Raw genomic sequence first — 19,076 nt, forward strand, 5'->3', positions numbered from 1 at the left:
GTTGCGTCGGATGCCGACACTGTCTGTGGTGCCGATCGAGCACTCTTCGAAGATTCCTCGAGCGCTCCGGCGGACGGTGGGTGCGTCCAGTGGCGTACGCCCGCAGCCGGAGCCGGAGCCGGAGGAGAACGAGCAATGCCGAACTTCGCCCATCCAGACCTCCCCGTCGACGGACTGCTGCGGCGCGCCGCGCGGCGCGACCCGGACGGCGTCGCGATCCGCACCGCGGCCCGCTCGGTCGGCTTCGCCGAACTCGACGCGTGGGCCGATAGGATCGCCGCCTTCCTGAGCCAGACGCTCCCCGGCGCGTCAGGCGCCCGCGTCGGCGTGGCAAGCGCACTCGACCCGGTCTTCGCCGCCGCCTACTACGGCACGGCCCGCAGCGGCGCCACCATCGTCCTGGTCAACCCGCTGATCAGCGAGGACGGCCTGCGTCACGTCGTCGTCACGGCCCAGGTGGAGATCGCCCTCGTGCCCGCGGCCACCGCGGAGCTGCTCGCCAAGATGCGGGCCGACCTGCCCGCGCTGCGCGCGATCGTCGTCACGGACGCCGCCGACCGCGTGGTGCCCAGCGGCACCGTGCCGCTGCACGAAGCCCTGGACGGTGTCCCGGCCCGGCACACCGGGCCCCCGGCCGACCCGGACGCCGTCGCCTGCGTGCAGTTCACGACCGGGACCACCGACCGCCCCAAGGGCGTTCTCCTGACCCACCGCAACCTGGTCGCCAACGCCAAGCAGACCGCCCTCGCGCACCACGTGGACGCCGACTCGGTCACCCTGAACCACCTGCCGCTCTATCACGTGATGCACCTCAACTCCGGCATGTACGCCGGTGCCTGCCAGGTGCTGTGCCAGGACCCCGACCCCGTCGCGTCCCTCGCCGCCGCCGCCGAGGCGGGTGCCACCCACTACTACGGCCTGCCCGCCCGGCTGCACGCCCTGGCCGGGGACGCACGCCTCGCCGGTGCGGTCCACCCCGGGCCGCGGCTGACCGCCGTGCTGTCCGGCGGCTCGGCGCTCGCCCCGCAGGCGGCACGCACGCTGCGCGAACGGCTCGGCGTTCCCGTCATCCAGGGCTACGGCATGGCCGAACTCTCACCGCTCACCCACTGCCAGCGGCCCGACCGCTACCGCCCCGGCACGGTCGGCGGCGTGGTGCCCGGCACCGAATGCCGGCTCGTCGACCTGACCACGGGCCTCCCCGTCGACGCCTCGTCGACCGGCGAAGTCCAGGTCAGAGGACCGCAGGTGATGGCCGGATACCTCGACGGCGGGCACGGGGCACGGATCGACCCGGAGGGCTGGTTCTCCACCGGCGACGTCGGCCACCTCGACGAGGAGGGCTCCCTGCGCCTGGTGGACCGACTCGCCGACGTCTTCAAGCACGACAACGAGATCGTCGCGCCGAGCCGGGTCGAGCAGGTCATCCGCGAGGACCCGCGCGTCGCCGACTGCATCGTGGCCGACTGGCCCGATGCCGAGCACGGCGCGGTCGTCTGGGCGGGCATCGTCCTGACCGACGACGCCGAGGCCGTATCCCACGCACCCGAGGACGCGCTGCCCGGCCTCGGCATCCTCGACGTCCTCGATTCGATCACCACGCGGACCAACGAACACCTCGCCCCTTTCGAGCGGATCCGGTTCGCCGAGGCCATCGACGCCGTGCCGCGCACCCCCACCGGAAAGCCCGAACGACGCTCGATCCGCGCGCAGTTGCTGCACCGGGCCGCCGCATGACCTCCCCCGCGACCCACCACCGACCCTGGAGCAGACCATGGTGAACCCCGTCGGGCGGCCGGCCGAGCCCACCCCTTCGATCCAGGTGCTGGTCGTCGGCGCGGGCCCCGTCGGACTGACCGCCGCCCACGAACTCGCCCGTCGCGGCCTTCGGGTGCGGCTGATCGACGCCGCACCGGGACCGGCCCGCACCAGCCGCGCGGTCGCCACCCACCCGCGCACCCTGGAGACGTACGACCAGATGGGCATCGTCGACGACGTGCTGCCCCGGGGACGGCGCAACCGGGCGTTCACCATGTACGCCGGAGGCCGGCGCCGGGTGCGCCTGCGGGCCGACTACGCGACGATGCCCACCCGCTACCCGTACACGCTGATCGTCGAGCAGACCGAGACCGAGGCCGCGCTGCGCTCGGCGGTGGCCCGGCTAGGGGTGCACGTCGAATGGGGTGTGCGCCTGGCGGACTTCGCGCAGGACGCCGACGCGGTGCGCGCGCACCTGGTGCACGCCGACGGCCGCGAGGAGGCCCACACGGCGTCCTGGCTGGTGGGCTGCGACGGCGGCCACAGCACCGTCCGCAAACGCCTCGGCCTCGAACTCGTCGGCGAGATCAGCGAGACGTGGATGCTCGCGGACGTCCCGGTCGACACCGAGGTGGAGCCCGACAGCATCTGCTGGACGCACACCGGCGGGCAGGCCCTGATGATGGTGCCCTACGCCCGTGACGGGTACTGGCGGGTCCTGGACACCGTGCCCACCCCGGGCGCGGACGAGCCCGGCCGCGCCGAGGAGCGGCTCTCCGCCAAGCTCAGCGCGGGCCTCGGCCACCGGGTGCGGGTCGGCGAGGCGTCCTGGACGTCCGTGTTCACCTTCCAGCAGCGGATGGTGGAGCGCATGCAGGACGGCCGCGTCCTCGTGGCCGGCGACGCCGCGCATGTGCACAGCCCCGCCTCGGGACAGGGCATGAACACCGGAATCCAGGAGGCGTACAACCTCGCCTGGAAGCTCGCCATGGTCGAACAGGGCCACGCGGGCCCGCAGTTGCTGGAGACGTACAGCGAGGAGCGGGTCCCCGTCGGCGCGGCCCTGCTGGGCTCCACGCGCACCGCCACCACCCTGGTCCAGCTGAAGAACGCGCTCGCGGGCGTGGTCCTGCCGATCGCCCTGCGCGTCGTGAACACGGTGCGGCCGCTGCGCCGGGCCGTGCAGCGCAAGGTGCTGGGCGGCATGTCGGGCCTGAAGATCGGTTACGGCGCGTCGTCGCTGACCACCGCGGACTCCGGCGCCCTCACCTACCTCGCGGACGCCGGATCGGTCCTGATGAGCGCGCGGGAGCCCGCTTTGCAGGCCCCCGGCCCGGGCGACCGGGCCGCCGCCGTCCGGACGCCGGATGCGCTCGACCCGGCTTTCCAGGCTTTCCAGGCCGAACTGCGCGACCCACGCTGGACGTTGTTGCTCGCCGCGGGCGGTCGCGGTCCGGGCGACATCCCCGTCGGCGTGGCCGTCACCGCGGCCGCCCAGTACGGCGAGTGGCTGTCGGTCCGGACCGTCGGTGACAGCGGACCCGACGGACCCGCGCCACTCGCCGACCCGGACCGGCAGCTGCGCACCGCGCTCGGCCTGCCGCCCGGCGCGTGGATCCTCGTACGGCCCGACGGCTACGTCGCGGCCCGCGGCTCCCTGCTGACCCGCCCGGCCCTGCGCCGGGCCCTGGCCCCGCTGGCGCCCCCCGTACCCCTGGCCGACGAGGCACGGCGCGAGCCGGGTCTCATCCTGCGCGCCGCCACCCACGACCTCGAGGAGCACTGACATGCCCGACCGCCACCCCGTCGCCCTGGTGACCGGAGCCACCAGCGGCATCGGCCTGGAATCGGCCCGGCAGCTGGGCCGCGCCGGGCACCGGGTCTTCCTGTGCGCCCGCACGGCACAGGACGTGAAGCAGACCGTGGAGGACCTGCGTGCGGAGGGCCTCGACGTCGCGGGGCAGGCCGCGGACGTGCGCTCCCGCGAGTCGGTGGCCGCGCTCGTGGCCGAGGCCGTCGCGACGTACGGGCCCCTTGGCGTGCTCGTCAACAACGCCGGGCGCAGCGGCGGCGGCGTAACCGCCGACCTCACCGACGACCTCTGGTACGACGTCATCGACACCAACCTCAACAGCGTGTTCCTGGTGACGCGCGAAGTGCTCAAGAACGGCGGCCTCAGCGACGCCGCGTACGGGCGCATCATCAACATCGCCTCCACCGCCGGCAAGCAGGGCGTCCTGCTCGGCGCCCCCTACAGCGCGTCGAAGCACGGCGTCGTCGGCTTCACCAAGGCGCTCGGCCGGGAGCTCGCCCCCCGCGGCATCACCGTCAACGCGGTCTGCCCCGGCTATGTGGAGACCCCGATGGCCCAGCGGGTGCGCCAGGGATACGCGACCGCCTGGGACACCACCGAGGAGGAGGTGCAGACGCGGTTCGAGGCGAAGATCCCGCTCGGCCGCTACAGCACGCCCCAGGAGGTGGCCGCTCTGGTCGCCTACCTGGCCTCCGGACCCGCCGCCTCGATCACCGCGCAGGCGCTCAACGTCTGCGGCGGTCTGGGCAATTACTGACCTCTGTCAAGGAAACGAGGAAGACGTGAACGTGGTGTCGAGCGAGCGAACGCACCGCACGGTGCACTCCGTCGAGGTGGACGCGGGGGCCGGCGTCGTCTACGGGCTGATCTCGGACGCGGTGCAGTGGCCGATGTACTTTCCGCCGAACGTGTACGTGGAGCGGCTGGAGTTCGACGGGACGCACGAACGGCTGCGGATGTGGGCCACGGCCAACGGCGAGGTCCGCTCGTGGATCTCGCAGCGGGTGCAGGACCCCCAGCAGCGGCGCATCGAGTTCCACCAGACCCGGCCGCAGGCTCCGGTCCGGACCATGCGGGGGAGCTGGATCGTCGAGGAACGGCCGGGCGGCACCAGCCTGCTGACGCTGCTGCACGACTTCACGGTCTGCGACGACCGCCCCGATGACGTCGCGTGGGTCAAGAGCGCCTGCGACAGCAACTCCGGTGCCGAACTGGACAACATCAAGCGCCTCGCCGAGCGCTGGACGCACCTGGACGAGCTCGTCCTGTCCTTCGAGGACTCCGTGCGGGTCAAGGGGCCGGCCGAGCTGGTCTACGACTTCCTGTACCGCGTGGCCGACTGGCCCGACCTGATCCCGCACGTCTCCCGCCTGGACCTGACCGAGGACAGCCCCGGCGTGCAGGTCATGTCCATGGACACGCTGACGGCCGACGGCAACACGCACACCACCGAGTCGGTGCGGATCTGCTTCCCGCACGCCGGGCGCATCGTCTACAAGCAGACGGCCACGCCCGCCCTGATGGAGGCACACACCGGCGAGTGGTCGGTCGTGCCCGACGAGACGGGCGTGACGGTCGTCTCGCAGCACAGCGTGGTGCTGCGCGAGGAGGCGGTGACGCGGGTACTCGGCCCGGCCGCCGACCTGACCACGGCCCGCCGGTACGTGCGCCAGGCGCTCGGCCGGAACTCCACCGCCACCCTCGAACTGGCCAGGCGGCACGCGGAGTCGGCGATCCGCGTGCTGTGACCGGCGCACTGCGCGCACACGTCACGGCCCATGCCCGGGACCGCGCCGTGCGGCCGGACGCCCTCGCCTTCTGCTTCTCCGGCCACGGCTCGCAGTGGCTCGGCATGGGACGCGACCTGCTCGGCGAACCCGCCTTCCGGGCCGCCTTCGAGGCATGCGACCGGGCCCTGCGGCCCTTCACCGGATGGTCGGTCACCGCGGAACTCCTCGCGGACCGGGCCACCTCGCGCCTGGAACGCACCGATGTCGTCCAGCCCGTCCTGTTCGCTCTCCAGACGGCCCTCGCCCGCACCCTGAGCGCGTGGGGCGTCGAGCCGGCCGTCGTCTTCGGGCAGGGCCCCGGTGACGTGGCCGCCGCGGTGTTCGCGGGCGCGCTGCCGCTCGCCGAGGGCGCCCGCCTGATCGCCGCCCGGTCCCGGCTCGACTCCGAACGCACCCATCCGGGAACATGGGCTCGCCGCCGGGTTTTTGCACGAACGGGCGCGACCACTCTTCGAGCGACGCTCGACCGACCGTCCAGCTCCGATCGTGACAGTGGTGCTGCCGTGCAACTTTGGCAGGGTGTTCCTACGGCAAGGAGAACCGTATGACTGAGACTCCGAAGAACAACCGCACCGACGACGAGGGTGCGGACGCGGTACGCGAGAAATTCAAGGCGGCGCTGGAGCGCAAGTCGCAGGCCTCGCGGGCCAAGCAGGCGCACGAAGAAGGCCGTGCGAAGGTCAAGAACATGGGCAGCCCCGCAGGCCAGAAGCGGAACTTCCGCCGCAAGACCGGCTGACCCAAGGCTTCCGGGCAACGCTGCGACACCCGATCACGGGGTGTCGCAGCGTTTTTTGTGGACCGCTCGAGAAACGATGGAGAAACTCTTCCGGCGCGCCGGAGCCTGGCCGCAGGAATGCCACAGCATCCGTCGAGAGGCCTTCCACCCGGACTCGAGGAGAGGCGTTCAGTGTCTGGATACGGGTGCGCACGCTGCGCCCCGTGCCGCGACGAGGGAGCTGACCACCGCCGCCATGACCATCACCGCCGAGATCATCCACCCCCCGGGCACGCCGTTCGGACGGACAGAGGCGGACGGCCTCGCGCGGGCCGCACGGCTCGAGGCGCTGCTGGGCGACCCGTACGACCCGACGAACCCCCACGGCCTGCGGGCGCTGTTCGCCGCCGACGAGCGGGCCGAGCCGCCCGCCGCGACCGAGGCACTGCTCGCCGAGGCAGGGCTCGGCGCCGAGTTCGTGCCTGCCGCCCACGGCGGCCAGCTCACTCGGGCCGACCTGCTGGCACGGGCTCTGCGCCCCGTCTTCCGACGCGACGTCGCGCTCGGCTTCGGCTACGGGATAACCTCCCTGTTCGCTGTCGGCGCCGTGTGGACGTCGGGCGACGCACGGCAGCGCCAGGAGGTCGCCGACCTGCTGCTGAGCGGCGGGCGGGCCACGATCCTGCACCACGAACTCGCGCACGCCAACGCGATCCTGCGCCACGAGTTCAGCGCGCGCGACGCCGAGGACGGCTACCGCCTCGACGGCCGCAAGGACGTGATCATCAACGCGGCGCGCGCCGATCTCCAGGTCGTCTACGCACGCACCGACGCCGCCCGCGGACCGCGCAGTCACTCCGTGTTCCTCCTCGACCCCGCCCAGGCCGGGACCGGGCACGTACGGCACCTGCCGCGCGTCTCGCTGCCCGGCATGCGCGGAGCCCTCTTCTCCGGCCTGGAGTTCACCGGCTGCCCCCTCCCCGCCGAGGCGCTGGTCGGCGCCGAAGGCGACGGGGTGGGCGTCGCCCTGCGGGTGTTCCAGGTCAACCGGAGCGTGATCTGCGGCGTCGTCACCGCGGCCGTCGGCACCGTGCTGCACTCGGCCGTTCGGGCCGCCACCGACGGTCGCACGGGGCCCGTGGCCAAGCGCTGGCACAAGCCGCTCGCCGGCGTCTTCGCCGACCTGCTGGCCTGCGACGCCATGGCCACCGTCGTCCTGCGGGCACTGTCCCTGCTGCCCGCCCAGGCCCATCTCTTCGCCGCCGCCGTCAAGTACGTGGTGCCCGACCTGCTGCGCGAGGACCTGGAAGAGCTCGCCACCGTCCTCGGCGCCCGCGGCTACGACCACGCCGACCCCGCGTACGGGGCGCTCGACAAGCTCGTGCGCGACCTGCCCGTGGCCGGACTCGGCCATGCGGGCAGCGCCTCGTGCCAGGCGGTGCTCGTGCCCCAGCTGCGGGGCCTGGCCGAACGGTCCTGGTTCGCGCAGGAAGAGCCACCGCCCGAGCTGTTCCGCTCCGGCAGCGAACTGCCCGACCTGGACTACCGGTTGCTCGGCATCGCCGGCGGCGGTGACTTCATGGCCGCCGCGCTCGTGGGCAGCGCCGCCCGGCTCGCCCCCGCGCGCGGCAACCGGGGCACCCTCGGGGCCCTCGCCGGCCTCGCCGAGGCGTTCGTCACCGAACTGCGTGCCCTGCGCGAGCAGTGCCGACGCCTGCCGGAGGCCGGCACCGGCCTCAGCGACCCCGCGGTGATCGTGCTCAGCGACCGCTACGCCGGCGTCGTCGGCGCCTCCGCCGTCCTCGGCGTCTGGGAGAGCCAGGACGGCACCGACCCGTTCCTCACCGACCCGGCCTGGGCCGTCCTCGCCCTGTCCCGGCTCGCCGGCCGGTTCGGCGTCCCGGTACCCGGCCTTACCGACGGCGTCCAGGAGCAGGTGCTCGACGAACTTGTCCGCCGCTACCAGGAGGGCCGCAGCTGCGACCTCGACGCGGTCACGTACGCGCCGTGACACCCGCCGCAACGCTCCAGGGAAGGAAGGCCCTTTGACGACCATCATCCCCACCGGCGCGGAGCACATCAGCACGCCGTTCCACGTCAGTGGGCCGGACGCCCCCTGGCACCGGATACGCGAGGCCATGGACCGCCACGGCAACGCCATCGTCCACACCACCTGGGGCGAATGGCTCACCGCCGCCGTCGCGCAACCCGCGCTGCGCCCGCTACTCGGCCGCGACTGGCAGCGCTACCGCCGCACCACCGACCCCGCCATCCGCTACCGCTTCGTCGCCTCCCGCCTCGTCACCAAGTACGCGGCCGCCGCCGCCCTGGACACCGACCCGGTGGAGCTCGACCTCTCGTACAAGATCGGCGGTCGTCCGTACCTGCGCGGCCTCGACCAGATCGACGTGAGCCTCACCCACACCGACGACCTGATCGCCGTCGGTGTCAGCCGCGACGGCCGCATCGGCGTCGATGCCGAACCGGCCGACCGCCGCATGTCGTACGACCTGCTGAGCGGCCACATACTCACCCCCGTCGAACGCGCCGCGCTCGAGCACCTCGGCGACGCCGCGCGCAGGGCCGCCATGCTGCGCCTGTGGACCCTGAAGGAGGCCTACACCAAAGCGCTGGGGCAGGGACTGCGGCTCGGCTTCACCGAGTTCGGCTTCGGCGTGGGCAGCGGCGATCTGCTCGCCCCGGACGGCAGGCCCGCCGCTCATGGCGAATGGGCCTTCGCCACGCACCGCGTCCTCGGCCGCTACCTGCTCAGTGTGGCCCGCCACGACGCGGGCCTGGACAGTTCCCGCGACACAGCGCCCAGCACCATGCTCGACGAGGGTTTCATGGGCGCCGTCACCGAATTCCTGGGCTGACGACGCGCCCCGGAAATCGAGCACATCCCGTGTGACGCTCAAGCCGGTGCTGCGACCGTCCACACCCGAGGGCGACCCCCCACAGGTCCCGAAGACAAGCGTCCTTGCACCAGTGCGTGACCAGGACGCAAGGCCACTGGTCCGCTCCCGCACGATCACACACGACCAGTGCCCTAGGAGTGCCATGCCGACCCGACAGAACACCCTCGAAAGACCCAGCACCACCCGTGCCGAAAAAGCCGACTTCCGCCCGGACATCCAGGCACTGCGTGCGCTGGCCGTGGGACTCGTCGTCTTCCACCACCTGTGGCCCACCGTGCTCACCGCCGGCTTCGTCGGAGTCGACGCCTTCTTCGTGATCTCCGGCTATCTCATCAGCGCACAGCTGGCCCACGAGATCAACGGCACCGGCCGCATCCGCATCGCGGACTTCTACGCCCGGCGTATACGCCGCCTGCTGCCCGCCGCCCTCCTGGTACTGGTCAGCATCGTCGTCGCTGTGCACACCCTCGTCCCACAGGACCGCTGGGCCGACAACGCCCGTCAAGTGCTGGCCAGCGCACTGTACGGCCAGAACTGGCTGCTCGGCGCCGAGCCCGTCGACCCCACCCGGGTCACCGCCATGGCGCACTATTGGTCGCTGTCGGTCGAGGAGCAGTTCTACCTCCTGTGGCCCCTGCTCCTGCTGCTGTTCAAACTGCGCGCACCCTTCGCGCGCCTCGCAGGCGTCGCAGGACTGGGACTCGTCTCGCTGGCCTGGTGCGTCTACCTCACCGAAGCCGATCCGGCCGCGGCGTACTTCATCACACCGGTCCGGGTGTGGGAGTTCGCGATCGGCGCGGTGATCGCACTGGCCGGTACGAGGCTCGTGCTGCCGAGAGCCGTGGCCAACGGAGTCTCCCTCCTCGGTTTCACCGCACTCGTGGGCTCGGCAGTCCACTACACCGGCCTCACGCCCTACCCCGGCGCCGCGGCACTGATCCCGACCGTGGGCACGGCTCTGGTCATCGCCGCAGGCACCGGTCGGCAACGGCAGTGGCACACCGCGGTGACCTCATCGAGGCCCGCACAACTCCTCGGCGACATCAGCTACTCGCTGTACCTCTGGCACTGGCCGCTACTCATCCTGGCGCCCCTGGCCGTGTCCGACGGAGTCCTGAACCTCCCCGTGCGGCTGGGCGTCCTGGCGGCGGCGCTGATCTTCGCGTACACGACCAAGCGTCTCGTCGAGGACCCCATCCGCGCCTGGCCCCTGCTGACAGCCAGCACGCGGCTGACCTTCGTCGCGATGGCGGCCGGCCTGGCCACGGTCTGCCTGGCGGCCGGCAGCCTGCTGTGGACCTGACACGGCCACCTCAGTTCCCGGTCCCAGGCAGGGCCGCGGTGTCGGCGGCCGGTGCCGTCTTGGGGGCGGGCATGGAGGCGGCGGCCGGAGCATTGCGCCACCGCCGGTAACAGCACCGCCCCAGGCGTCATTGGATAGCGTCCTCGCATGTATATGCAGATAGATCCGCTGAAAGCCTGGGAGAGGCTGAGAGCCAGCCGATCCAGCCGCCCGGGAAGAGCAAGCAGTGGGGCTCGCGGTTCACGCCCCCGACACGGCGGGCGCGGTCGTGGAAGGCGGCCTCCCTCGTTGCCAGGGCCGCGCGGCGCGGGGCGGGGGCGAAGACGAACAGCAGCGGCGGGAAAGGCCGGTCCAGGGACGGCCGTAGGTCTCCTGCCAGTGGCTGCGTGGGGCGCGGGCGGCGTTGCCGCGGCCGGACGCAGGTGCGTTGCGGTAGGCGTCGTAGCGCTCCAGCTTGGCGACCAGGCGGGCGTAGGACATCGTTCGGTCGATCTCCACGAACGCGCTGGAGCCGTCGGCCAGGAGCGCGGAGCCTCGCCGTCCAGCACCCGGCCCGCCCGCTGAGCTCAGGCCGGGCCGTGTGGCGCCACAGCTTGAACGTGGGGACGGGGGAGAGCAGCCAGCGGGTGAGCCGCACGCCCTCCATGTGCTTGTCGGCCGTGATGTCGGCGATCCGGCCCACGGCGTGCCGGGCGGCCTCGACGGAGACGACGAACAGCACCGGGATGACCGCGTGCATGCCGACGCCGAGCGGGTCGGGCCAGGCCGCGGCGCCGTTGAAGGCGATCGTCGCGGCGGTCAGCAGCCAGGCCGTCTGACGCAGCAGCGGGAACGGGATGCGCAGCCAGGTCAGCAGCAGGTCCAGGGCGAGCAGGACACAGATGCCCGCGTCGATGCCGATCGGGAAGACCAGCGAGAAGTTCCCGAAGCCCTTCTGCAGGGCGAGCTCGCGCACCGCAGCGTACGAACCCGCGAAACCGATCGCGGCGATGAGCACCGCACCGGCGACCACGAGCCCGATGAGTATCCGGTGCGTTCGGGTGAGCGCGACTGGTGAGTTGCTCTTGGTCATGCCCGCCCGTCCTGCATCTGCATCATCTTCTTCACACTCTCACGATGGGTCACCCGGGCTGCTCGTTCGACGAAGTACGTCGCAGATCGTCGGCGAATAGTGATCACCGGTGGGGTGGATCGGGTCAGCGGCGGGGCTGCAGGGCACCTTGGGGGGGCCGGTGCTCAAGAGCAATGGCGCTGTGCCTCGGCTGGGGGGCGAGTTTTACCGCGTAAAAGTCAGGGCTGCGCCACCTGCCTCTGAACAGCCCTGCGGCTTTTTACGCGGTAAAACTGCGAGGCCTTCAGAGGGTGTGGAGTAGGCCTTGGACAACCATGTGTACTGCGTCGGCTGGGCAACGCTCCAGGATGACAGCAATAACGGCATCGGGGTTCGTCCAATCGACCGGAGCATCAGGCCCGTCGGGGGCTGGCGACTCGACGCGCGGTTCCGGAACGCTCTGCTGCGTTGGCGCTGCGGTGCTCGGTGCCCTCTCAGTCTGGGGCAACGTCTCCGTGGAAGCCGCCGCAGCGGGGGAGTGCTGAGGCTGATCCTTCTTGATAGCAGCGGCGGCCCGGCCCCTGACTGGCTTCGGCTTCCGCGCCTGTTCAACTTTGCGCTCCGCCATCTTGGCTTCGACGAAGGCGGTCTGCTTCTCACGGGGGAGGGTGCCCGCCTTACGCGCGATCGCGATAGGCACCTCCTTGGCCGCGACGCGCTGTTGGATCGGTTCCGGCAACTTGAGGAGCGCGCGCCGGGTGGAGATCCAAGAGTCGTTGACCGTCCCTCCGAGGACCGTTACGACTGCGGCAGCACTTCCGTGGAATGCCACCAAGGCTTCGATGGCCTCGGCTTCCTCGATCGGCGTCAGATCCTTACGGAAGTGGTTCGCGCTGAGGGCCGCAGCGAGGAGGTCTTCCCGGGTGCCTGCCGACGAGTCGTCGACCGTGATGCGCAGGTCGATGCCAGCTTTGCGCGCTGCCCTGAGTCGGCAGTGGCCGTCGATGACGACGTACTCGTGGTCAGTGGGAACGGCCTCTTGGTGCTCAGGGTGAGCAACAAGAAAGGCCAGGCGCGTCATGACGGTAGCCGTCTGGATCTGCCCGACTTCCCGCATATTCCGAGCCAGGCTGTCCAGATACTCCTCGTCGAACTCCCGCCTGGGGTTCTCCGGGTTCTCCGCGACAAGGGCGGGTGAAACGGAAGCCGGGGGAGCGCTCTTACCTCGGTGCTGTTCTGGGAAGTTGACGCGCGGCTGTACGCCCCTCTGAGGGCCTGCGGTAGCTCCCGCCACCCCTTCATACCGGCCACCGCAAGATCGGCCGTTTGAACCCCTGCTCTGAGGGTCGCTTTTCGGCGACTTGCGAATCTTGTGGCTCTTCACGTACCTGGAGTGTTGTCGCGTCTCCGGGGACAGCGCCGACGCCGAAGCGGTCAAGGTCGTGACGCGTGCCCATAAGACCCTGATCCGGGAACGCACCCGCACCACGCAGCGGCTGCGGCACGCCCTGCTCGACTACTTCCCCGCCGCCCTGGAGGCGTTCGACGACCTGGACGTCCCAGACACCCTGGAACTACTGGCCAAGGCACCTGATCCGGTGGTCGCGGCGAAGCTGACGGCCACACAAATCGGCGCGGCCCTCAAGCGTGCCCGCCGACGCAACATCCTCGACAAGACCTCCAAGATCCAAGCCGTACTGCGCGCCAAGCACCTGAGTCAGCCCCCCGCTGTGACTGCGGCCTACGCTGTCTCCGTACGCGCGCTCGTCGCGATGCTGGTCACTCTGAACGAGCAGGTCGAGATCCTGCGCGGGCAGGTCGAGGCCTATTTTGGCCGGCATCCAGACGCTGAGATCATCCGCTCCCAGCCCGGACTGGGAGCGATACTCAGCGCCCGGGTACTCGCGGAATTCGGCGACGACCCTCACCGTTACGCCAACGCCGAAGCCCGCAAGAACTACGCGGGCACCAGCCCGATCACCCGCGCCTCCGGCAAGAAGAAGGTCGTGATCGCGCGCTTCGTTCGCAACGACCGGCTCATCGATGCCCTGATTGCCCAGGCCTTCTCCGCGCTGCGGGTCTCCTCCGGCGCCAGGGCCTACTACGAGCAGCAACGCGCCAAGACGGCGGGACCCGTTCCCGGACCGCCTGGTCCCGCCGGCCCCACGCACCTCGCTGTTTGACAGGCCAGCACATGGGATGTCTTTCAAGTTCTTCTGTTCAGAGCTGCTTGATGTCCGGGAACAGGCCGGGGCCGTCATGGTCGGCGAACAGGCCACCATCCGCGCCGTCGACGTCGAAACCGACAAGCACGGCCGGACCTCGTACACCCTGATCACTCCCGAAGGCACCGCACTGGTCCGCCTCCAGTCCATCGGCGACGTCCGGGGCCTCAGGTCTTGGGGGCTTTCCGGTAGGCAGCTCTGGTCACACGGGCCCGTGTCCCGAGGTGGAGTCGATGGCCGCCTGTACCGCTTCCAGCAGCGCGGCCAGGCCATGGGCCTGCTCCCATTCCACGGCCGTGTAGCTCCGGATTGTGCCCCCGCCCTGGATTTGGCCATGCCCGATCTCCACAGTCCGCTTCCCTTTCCGGTCGGGGCCGGTGACGCGTAGGTGCAGGTGCCGTATGTGGAAGCGGACAGGGAAAATGCCGAAGATCTCCAGTATCCGACCGTCGAACGAGTAGATATCTGTGCCGACCGTGGTCATGATCTCGTCGTTCATGGGGGAACCCTATGCACGGTGATCAGTCGGTGCCAGGCCCCTGTCGCGCAACACTTCCATCACCGCCCCCACCGCGCCCATGCGGCGTCTACGAAGGTCCGCGTCGGAGCGTCTCGGCAGCGGGACTCCCGGCCGTCCTGGGCGATGACCTTGGCCGTGGTGAGGTCCGCGAGGAGGCTGGTGCGGTGCCGGTCGACCACGTACGACCTGCCGTTCGGGCTGACTCACAGGACCACCTCCTTGGTGTGGTGCAGGACCGCCAGGTAGTTCATCGGCACCGTCAGCCGCCGGGCGGCGTCGAACGGGGGCGTGCCGTCCGCCGGCCGGATGCGGAGCACCGTGTCGAGCACCGGACCGTGGTCCTGGAAGATGGTTCTCCCACGCATCTCCAGGAACCGGGCACGCACCAGGCGGCCGCCACGACGCGACCAGCGTGGGCCGACACGCCGAACTCTGCTCGCTCGCACGGGAGTTGAGGTAGGCCGCGGCGTGCGGGGTGTCGGGGTGGACCAGGGCGACGGCGATCTGGTCGGTGCCGTGGTCCGGGGCGGGGTGCGCGCGCTCGACGAACGGGCCGACCCGCACGGCGACCTCCTGGGCGCGGCCGGGCGTCCAGGGCTCCGGGGAGCGCATGGCGGCGAGCATCGCGCGGAACGCGTCGACGGCGGCCTGGTCCTCGGGGGAGAGGGCGGCGCCGGGCGTGGTGCCGCAGCGGCGGAACATGCGACGGATCACCGGGCGGTCTCCTGCTCGGGGTTGGCGGTGCGGGTGCCGTCGGGCGTCTTGAGTTTGCGCGGCAGATGGACGTGAAGGTGCTCGACTTCGACCTCGCGGCCGCGGTCCCGAAGTGCTCGGGCAAGGAGTTCCGTGAGGCCACTTGCTCTTGTCCGGACTAAGGAAATGCGGGTCGGCGGTGGTGCTCCCAGGTGCCCCCTGAGGGGGTGATCGCGGAAGGGTAGGTTCTGGCCATGGTTGATGACTGGCGGATGGACCGGATCGGGAGTGCTCTGCGAGGCGAAAACCCCGCGGTGCTGAGGCGCTTGGACGCGGGGTTCGCGGTGATCGGCGATGTGCAGTTCCTGCCGGGTTACTCGGTCCTCCTGGTGGACGATCCCAAGGTGGAGAGGCTGTCGGACTTGCCCAAGGCCAAGCGGCTGGCCTTCCTGTCCGACATGGACCAGCTCGGAGAAGCAGTCGAGCGAGCATCCCGTCGCATGGATGCGGCATTCCGACGGGTGAATCTGGAGATCCTGGGCAACACTGACGGGTTCTTGCACGCGCACGTATGGCCACGCTTCGAGTGGGAGCCGACCGAGTTGGTGCGTATGCCGGTGTGGCTCTATCCCCGCGACAGCTGGTCCGACAAGGAGTCCGCACTCGGTCCGCAGCACGACCCGTTGCGTAAGGTGATCGGGGACGAGCTGGACCGTCTGCGCTCGGCAAACTGACGGCGAGCAGATCATGACGCGGCCCCCTTCAGCACACGGGGCAGGTGGACGTGAAGGTGCTCGACCTCGACCTCGTGGCCGCGTTCCCGAAGTGCTCGGGCAAGGATTTCAGTGAGGCCGCCGGCCCTTTCCGGACTAAGAAAGTGATCACGTGGGCTGCGGGCCCTCACTAGAGTCGCCCGCATGCCTGATCTCTCCTACCTCGCCGCCGTCCGGGAGTCGTACGACACTGTCGCCTCCGACTACTTCGAACAGGTCAAGCCTCCGGCGGAGCTGGATCCGCTGTCCCGAGGGATGCTGAACGTCTTTGCAGAGGTGGTGCGAACGGCCGGCCTCGGGCCCGTCGCCGACCTGGGATGCGGGCCCGGCAAAGTCACGGCCTACCTTGCCGAGCGGCAAGTGCCTGCGTTCGGCATAGACCTATCGCCCGCCATGGTCGAGCTGGCCCGTAGTGCCCACCCAGATCTACGTTTCAGCGTCGGCTCGATGACCTCGCTCCCGATCGAGGACGACCACCTCGGCGGCATCCTCGCGTACTACTCCACCCACCACACCCCACCGACGTTGCTGCCCGTGGTGTTCGGCGAGTTCCACCGCACTCTCGCACCAGGCGGCTGTTTGATGCTGGCCGGCCACGTAGGGGCCGACCAACATCTACGTCCCGCACAGGCATACGGCGGTCATCCGGTGTCTTACGAGTCCTATCTGCTGCCGCCTGATCGGATTGCCGAACTCCTGAAGCAGGCCGGGCTCGTCCTCACCGCACGTCTGGTGGAGGAACCCAGCGAAGGGGCTGAGAGGACTTTCGCTACCTTTCTTGCCCATAAGCCCGAACGGCCATGAGGTTCGAATCCGTCTGGGGTGGTGAAGCGGAGTCGGTGAAGACGGGCAAACCGAGGTCGACCAGCTGTGGCCGGCCGTCGGCGGGCGTCCGGCTGAGGCTGCTCAGCTTGGCGGTGGCGGCGTCGAGGCTGACCTGGAGCCCTTCGACTTCTCCGAGCCAGCCGTTGCCGCGGGCTTCGCGGATGCGTTCGCGGAGGTTCTGGATGATCTCGATGAGGCGGCCCCGTTGGCGGGGGTCGATCTGCAGGACAGGGCAGCGGATGCGTCGTGGGCCGCGGTGAACCTGGACCCAGCCGAAGACGGAGCACGAGCACAGCGAGGCTCGCGCGATACCGCGTCACCGATGCTGCGGACGCCATTCGAAGAGCAGGATGGTCACATCGTCCCGCAGTTGGTTGCACTGGTAATCGAGGATGGCGTGGATGAGCAGCCGCAGCACCTCGGCCGGGCGCTGTCCGGCCGAGGAGGAGCGGATGATGAAGTCAGTGAACCGGTCAAGGCCGAACTCCGCACCGTCCGCGTCGCGAGCCTCCACGACGCCGTCGGTGTAGAGCAGGACGCAATCGCCCGGTTCCAGGGTCGCCTCGTGGACTTGCCGGGCTGCCGGGGCGAGTGGACCAGCCAGGCCGATCGGCGGCTGTGGGGGGCTGTCCAGCGCCCGGGCGAGCACCCGCTCGCCACGGATCAGCAGCGGTGGGGGGTGACCGCAATTGACCCAGCGCAGCACCCCGGTCTCGGCGTCGAGCCGACACAACACACCGGTGCAGAAGTGGTCGGGCAGCCACTGGGCGAGCGCCTGGTCGACGAAGCCGACGACGTCGGCCAGGTCAGCACCGCCCCGGCGGGCGTTGCGCGCCGCCGCCATGGCGACCGAAGTGGTCAGGCCGGCGGTCAGATCGTGACCCATGGCATCGAGGATCATGGTGTGCAGGATGTTCTTGACCACCGAGTGGTCGAAGGCGTCGCCAGCGATGTCGTACGCCGGTTCCAGGACCGCGGTCGATACGCACCTGCTGCTGCCGATGGTGCAGGGTGGCAGGAAGGCCCGCAGCATCTCGGCGGGCAACCGCATGGTCGCAGTGCGGGTGCGGGCGGCGAGCCAGTCGCTGTAGGCCCGCTTGGAGGTGATCAGCATGGCGAACAGATGGGCCAGCATCCGGCTGCGGCGCATCCGCACCTTGTCGAGCGAGGCGGTCCGCACCGCCAGCACGCCCAGCCGCTCCGCACCATCGACCAGAGGCATCCAGAGGATCAAGCCGTCGTCGGCCTCGGCCACCCGCGGGGAGACCGTGCGGTACGCCCAGCCGGCCGGCGAGCGGTCCACCGGCAGCGGCTCCAAAGCCTCGTCGAGTGGGATGAGCAGCTGTTGTTGCAGGTCGACGAGGTAGATCAACGCGGTGTCCAGGCCCAAGGCGGAGGCGCACCGGTTCGCCAAGGCGGGCAGTTCGACTGGCAGGGCAGTCTGCGCCTTGATGATCAGCTCTTCCAGCCGATTCTCGTCGACGGCGGTGTCGGGACCGGAGGACACGTGCGGTGGGTCCGACACAGGGATCACCCCTTCCGTGCCCAGTTTCACACCGATCCCGTACTCTCTCACGTCAGCCCGTGGCGAGGGCGAGAGCGACGCCAGGGGCGGTCAGCTGAGCTCGGCCGGGCACATCTCATGCGCCAGCCACGTAAATCAGCCGGTCCGGTAAATCAAGATCACCGCTCTACCGCCAAAATCCAGTCCGATACTTCGCGAGGGCCAACCGGGACTCTCACCATGCCCAGCAGGCGGGCGCGCGTCTCTTGGTCTGCGGGAAGCGGCTTGCGGCGACAGCCAGCCTCATACCTCACACACCCCAACAACCGACGCAGACGACTCCACCGTCAACTGGTGCACACCCACGTACCGCTCCCCCAGAGAGACGACCAAAGACCATCGACGCAGGGCGTTGATCTCGGCGGACAGCGGAAAGGCCCGGCCACCCAGGAGGATGGTCGGGCCGGCGCGCCGTTTTGGTTGGCGTCGAAGCCGCGAACGGCTGATGTCAGCGTTCGAGGCCGACGATTGGGCTCGCAGTGAGGCCATGCCCTCCGACGACGAGATCCGCCGAGTCCGACGGCTCATCAGCCGCGTCAAGGCCGACCTCGGCGGCCTGTGGCTGACCAGGATCCAGTCGATCCGGTCCAGTGTCATCCTGGCCGCGCTCACGTTGGCTGGCATCGCGTCTGCCCTGCGCGGTGATCGACTGGTTGAGTCCGTCCATCGTGCGCAGGAATGCAGCGTTCAGATCGACGTCGTACCGGTGCGCGAGGATCAGCACGGACCACAGGCAGTCCGCGAGTTCGTGCTCCAGAGCGGCACGGCCGCCCGGCATGTCACGGGCTCCTTCCTGCGCCATGACGATCTTCGCCAGATCGCCGACGTCCCCGACGAAGCCGAGCATGAACTCCTCACGTGTCCACGTCCGGCCGCGTTCTCTCAGGTTCAGCTCGTCGTAGAGGTCATGGATGCGCAGGGCCCGGCGCTGGAGTTCGTTGAGGTCCATGCCCCAACCTTTCCCTGTCCCCCCGATGCAATCCCGATCGCACTGACCAGAGTTGCCCGTGGTCCGGGTCGGGAGCCATCCATGGTTGCGCAGGGTCGGGACGTGTACGGCCCGGATCGCTCGGGCTGGGGGCGCGGGCGCGCGTGTGCACTGAGCCCCAGGTTCCGTCCAGGCGC

At 70.1% G+C, this 19,076-nt stretch carries 17 protein-coding genes and 2 pseudogenes; 13 read left to right on the forward strand and 6 right to left on the reverse strand.

Going from position 1 to position 19,076, the window contains the following annotated elements:
- Positions 1–135: 135 nt before the first annotated feature.
- The 9 genes from OG609_RS45460 to OG609_RS45500 all read left to right on the forward strand — a co-directional run bounded on the left by OG609_RS45460 (position 136) and on the right by OG609_RS45500 (position 10,300).
- Positions 136–1,737, forward strand: a complete 1,602-nt coding sequence (locus tag OG609_RS45460) for a class I adenylate-forming enzyme family protein (protein ID WP_327278601.1) — start codon at positions 136–138, stop codon at positions 1,735–1,737.
- Positions 1,738–1,774: 37 nt separating this feature from the next.
- Positions 1,775–3,544 carry an FAD-dependent oxidoreductase gene (locus OG609_RS45465; protein WP_327278602.1) on the forward strand — a complete coding sequence of 590 codons (1,770 nt, stop codon included), beginning with the start codon at positions 1,775–1,777 and terminating at the stop codon, positions 3,542–3,544.
- A 1-nt stretch (position 3,545) separates the two neighbouring features.
- On the forward strand, positions 3,546–4,328 hold the full coding sequence (locus OG609_RS45470; RefSeq protein WP_327278603.1) for an SDR family NAD(P)-dependent oxidoreductase: 783 nt from the start codon (positions 3,546–3,548) through the stop codon (positions 4,326–4,328).
- Positions 4,329–4,362: 34 nt separating this feature from the next.
- The gene (locus OG609_RS45475) at positions 4,363–5,319 is read left to right on the forward strand and encodes an aromatase/cyclase (protein ID WP_327278662.1); all 957 of its coding nucleotides are present in this window, start codon (positions 4,363–4,365) and stop codon (positions 5,317–5,319) included.
- Positions 5,316–5,909: an acyltransferase domain-containing protein gene (locus OG609_RS45480; protein ID WP_327278604.1), complete on the forward strand. Its 594-nt coding sequence runs from the start codon at positions 5,316–5,318 to the stop codon at positions 5,907–5,909. The genes OG609_RS45475 and OG609_RS45480 overlap by 4 nt, the downstream gene beginning before the upstream one ends.
- Positions 5,906–6,100: a DUF5302 domain-containing protein gene (locus OG609_RS45485; RefSeq protein ID WP_327278605.1), complete on the forward strand. Its 195-nt coding sequence runs from the start codon at positions 5,906–5,908 to the stop codon at positions 6,098–6,100. Before OG609_RS45480 ends, OG609_RS45485 begins: the two co-directional genes overlap by 4 nt.
- A gap of 235 nt (positions 6,101–6,335) precedes the next feature.
- Complete coding sequence (locus OG609_RS45490; RefSeq protein WP_327278606.1) at positions 6,336–8,090, forward strand: acyl-CoA dehydrogenase; 1,755 nt, start codon at positions 6,336–6,338, stop codon at positions 8,088–8,090.
- 34 nt (positions 8,091–8,124) lie between these two features.
- Complete coding sequence (locus OG609_RS45495) at positions 8,125–8,955, forward strand: 4'-phosphopantetheinyl transferase family protein (protein WP_327278607.1); 831 nt, start codon at positions 8,125–8,127, stop codon at positions 8,953–8,955.
- A gap of 184 nt (positions 8,956–9,139) precedes the next feature.
- Positions 9,140–10,300: an acyltransferase family protein gene (locus tag OG609_RS45500; protein WP_327278608.1), complete on the forward strand. Its 1,161-nt coding sequence runs from the start codon at positions 9,140–9,142 to the stop codon at positions 10,298–10,300.
- A gap of 579 nt (positions 10,301–10,879) precedes the next feature.
- Here OG609_RS45500 and OG609_RS45505 read toward each other — a convergent pair.
- Positions 10,880–11,372, reverse strand: a pseudogene (locus tag OG609_RS45505) (DUF2637 domain-containing protein); the annotation flags it as partial.
- A 283-nt stretch (positions 11,373–11,655) separates the two neighbouring features.
- Positions 11,656–12,735 carry a ParB/RepB/Spo0J family partition protein gene (locus OG609_RS45510; RefSeq protein ID WP_327278609.1) on the reverse strand — a complete coding sequence of 360 codons (1,080 nt, stop codon included), beginning with the start codon at positions 12,733–12,735 and terminating at the stop codon, positions 11,656–11,658.
- A gap of 19 nt (positions 12,736–12,754) precedes the next feature.
- On the opposite strand from OG609_RS45510, the pseudogene OG609_RS45515 reads away from it, so the two are divergent.
- Positions 12,755–13,480: pseudogene (locus OG609_RS45515) on the forward strand (transposase); the annotation flags it as partial.
- Positions 13,481–13,778: 298 nt separating this feature from the next.
- Here the strand turns inward: OG609_RS45515 and OG609_RS45520 are convergent.
- Positions 13,779–14,075 (reverse strand): hypothetical protein, encoded by a 297-nt coding sequence (locus OG609_RS45520; RefSeq protein WP_327278667.1) that lies wholly within the window; start codon positions 14,073–14,075, stop codon positions 13,779–13,781.
- A 224-nt stretch (positions 14,076–14,299) separates the two neighbouring features.
- Positions 14,300–14,461, reverse strand: a complete 162-nt coding sequence (locus tag OG609_RS45525) for a hypothetical protein (protein WP_327278610.1) — start codon at positions 14,459–14,461, stop codon at positions 14,300–14,302.
- A gap of 103 nt (positions 14,462–14,564) precedes the next feature.
- Here OG609_RS45525 and OG609_RS45530 point away from each other — a divergent pair, with 103 nt between their 5' ends.
- The 3 genes from OG609_RS45530 (at position 14,565) to OG609_RS45540 (ending at position 16,366) form a co-directional block, all read left to right on the forward strand.
- On the forward strand, positions 14,565–14,885 hold the full coding sequence (locus OG609_RS45530; protein WP_327278611.1) for a hypothetical protein: 321 nt from the start codon (positions 14,565–14,567) through the stop codon (positions 14,883–14,885).
- Between the two features lie 158 nt (positions 14,886–15,043).
- Positions 15,044–15,523, forward strand: a complete 480-nt coding sequence (locus tag OG609_RS45535; protein WP_327278612.1) for an HIT family protein — start codon at positions 15,044–15,046, stop codon at positions 15,521–15,523.
- A 183-nt stretch (positions 15,524–15,706) separates the two neighbouring features.
- Positions 15,707–16,366, forward strand: a complete 660-nt coding sequence (locus tag OG609_RS45540; RefSeq protein WP_327278613.1) for a class I SAM-dependent methyltransferase — start codon at positions 15,707–15,709, stop codon at positions 16,364–16,366.
- 337 nt (positions 16,367–16,703) lie between these two features.
- On the opposite strand, the gene OG609_RS45550 is transcribed toward OG609_RS45540, so the two are convergent.
- Both OG609_RS45550 and OG609_RS45555 read right to left on the reverse strand, forming a co-directional pair.
- On the reverse strand, positions 16,704–17,894 hold the full coding sequence (locus tag OG609_RS45550; protein WP_327278614.1) for a PP2C family protein-serine/threonine phosphatase: 1,191 nt from the start codon (positions 17,892–17,894) through the stop codon (positions 16,704–16,706).
- Between the two features lie 505 nt (positions 17,895–18,399).
- The gene (locus tag OG609_RS45555) at positions 18,400–18,900 is read right to left on the reverse strand and encodes a hypothetical protein (RefSeq protein WP_327278615.1); all 501 of its coding nucleotides are present in this window, start codon (positions 18,898–18,900) and stop codon (positions 18,400–18,402) included.
- Positions 18,901–19,076 lie beyond the last annotated feature (176 nt).

Source organism: Streptomyces sp. NBC_01224 (assembly GCF_036002945.1).
Lineage (GTDB): Bacteria > Actinomycetota > Actinomycetes > Streptomycetales > Streptomycetaceae > Streptomyces.